Below are 2532 nucleotides of genomic sequence, written 5' to 3'. Positions count from 1 at the left end.
ATAAAGCAAAAGAGGGTATAAATGTGAATATATTAAAGTGTACTCTCGCAAACTTACTATTTCAATTCCATACAAAAATCAAGACTTCCCATGCTGGGAATAAGAAAACAGATATAAAGAATAACAAGCAGAAATAAAAGACAAAGTAGCTAACAGCCCAATAGAAAACAAATTTCACTTTAAAATTCTACCCATTAAAAAAATTTCTCCTAACAAATTTATAGAAGGGGGAGCTCCTATATTAATAACACTAAAAATAAATCATCAAAAAGTTATTGAAGGGAAAAATATCATAAGCCCCTTTATAAGTATCAAACTTCGAGTATAAACTCGCTCATACATTATATTAGAAGCACAAAACAAGGCTGAAGAGCACAATCCATGTCCTAACATTATTACTATAACTCCTATACTCCCTCAAAACACCCCAGAAAATAAACCCCCAATTACAAGACTTATGTGACAAACAGAAGAATACGCAATAAGAGACTTAATATCAATTTGCCGAAGACAAATAAACCCTACATAAACTGCTCCTATTAAACTAATAGCTATGATAACCGTGTCAAACCCCATAAAGCTTCTATAGCAAATTATAGAATAAACTCGATAGATACCATACCCTCCCAGCTTTAATAAAACACCAGCTAGCATTATAGACCCAGCAACTGGGGCCTCAACATGAGCCTTTGGTAACCAAAGATGAACACCATACATCGGCATTTTAACTAAAAATGCAAAAAAAAGAATTAAACTATAATAACCACTAACTCTTAAAGAACTTGTAATATACTCAAGGTATATAAAACTAACTCTTCTAGAAGAATTAACAAATGTCAAAACTAATAAAAGAGGCAATGACCCAAAAAGAGTGTATAAAAGCATGTATATCCCAGCTTGGATCCGCTCAGGCTGACCCCCTCATATATAAATTATTATAACAATTGGAATTAAAACGGCCTCAAAAAACAAATAAAACCCGAGAAGGTTTAAAGAACAAAAACATAATAATAGTATACAAAGTATTATATTGGTGTAGAAAAAAAAAGAAGGGCTATTTTTTGCGTCCGTTTTAAACATTGCTAAAACTATTAATATCGAAATTCACACGCTTAGAAACCTAAAAAGTAAAGATATTTCATCAAATGCAAAACCTGTAGAAACAAAAAAACTTCCGTCCACATTTATGAATCTAAAGGTAAAAAGACATACTAAAAGAACAAAAGCTGCAATTAGCTCCATTACACTAATACAAAAACTTAACAAACCCAAAATTAAAGAAAAAAATAAAATAGTTAACATCTTAATAAAGAAATCCCTCTAAGCTCATCACTTCCATAAAAGTAAACACCTATCACTAAAACTCCCAACCCTAATCTAGCTTCACAAACAACTAAAACAAAATAAAACACAATAAGTTCCACTATAGAAGAAGCAACAAAAATGGCTAAAATTAAAAACACTCCCAACATCACTATTTCTAAAGATAAAAGTAAAGCAAGCATATGCTTACGATTATAGACTAAAGAAAATATCCCAAATATAAATAAAATAATACCAAACAAAACCATTAACAAAGCTATTATAATTTATTATAAAATATTGGTCTTGTAAACCAAAAACGGAAAACTCCTTATAGCATCAGAAAAGATGTTACTCAGCCTAGATCCCCAAAATCCACATATTAATTATACTATTTTCTGATATCAAGCTATTTATAATTTTAGGAACAATGTTTTGCGCAAATTCTCACCCTATCGCTCTAATTGTACTATTAATTACTACCACATTAGTCACCTCAACTAGCATCACAGCTATTTTAAAAAGAAGATGGTTTAGCCTCATCTTTATTTTAATTATGCTAGGGGGAATGCTGATTTTATTTATTTATATTGCAAGCCTAGCTTCAAATGAGCCATTTATAAAAAGAAAAATTATTTATACCATTCCATTTATTACCCTTCTTCCTAGAAGAAAAGCCCCCTATATAGACAACTTTTATGAAACAGCCATATACTCACTTTTTAATGCTAATAGCGCGTATAACAATCTCTTTGGGGTAGTTTACCTTCTCCTAACTCTACTAGTAGTAATCGAAATTATTTCATGTTATAAGGCCCCTCTTCGGTCAAAGAGTTAATGCTTTTACGAAAAAGACACCCTTTAATCAGAATTATTAATTCATCCCTAATTGACCTACCTTCCCCATCTAATATTTCATATTTATGAAACTTCGGAAGACTTCTAGGGATATGCTTAGGCATCCAAATTATTTCGGGACTATTTCTTGCAATACACTTTACTGGAGATGTAAGAATTGCTTTTAACAGTGTCTCTCACATCACACGAGATGTAAACAACGGATGACTAATCCGATCTATTCATGCAAATGGAGCTAGTTTATTTTTCTTCTTGGTTTATATCCATATCGGACGAGGAATTTATTATTCATCATTTCACTTACATTTTACCTGAACTAGTGGAATTATTATTATTTTAGTCCTTATAGGAACAGCTTTTTTAGGTTACGTT

General features: G+C 31.2%; 1 protein-coding gene and 1 pseudogene. Both read right to left on the bottom strand.

Annotation, left to right across the window (positions count from 1 at the left end; genetic code table 11):
- Positions 1-264: 264 nt before the first annotated feature.
- Positions 265-903 (bottom strand): annotated as a pseudogene (locus E6W33_RS26760) (NADH dehydrogenase subunit 4).
- 392 nt (positions 904-1295) lie between these two features.
- Positions 1296-1571: an NADH dehydrogenase subunit 4L gene (locus E6W33_RS26755; RefSeq protein ID WP_136420424.1), complete on the bottom strand. Its 276-nt coding sequence runs from the start codon at positions 1569-1571 to the stop codon at positions 1296-1298.
- Positions 1572-2532: the final 961 nt, after the last annotated feature.

The sequence above is a fragment of the Herbaspirillum sp. ST 5-3 genome (genome assembly GCF_004804275.1).
In the GTDB taxonomy this organism is placed as follows: domain Bacteria; phylum Pseudomonadota; class Gammaproteobacteria; order Burkholderiales; family Burkholderiaceae_D; genus Noviherbaspirillum.
The sequence above is the reverse complement of the archived record's forward strand: the minus strand, read 5'-3'. Positions and strand labels throughout refer to the sequence as shown.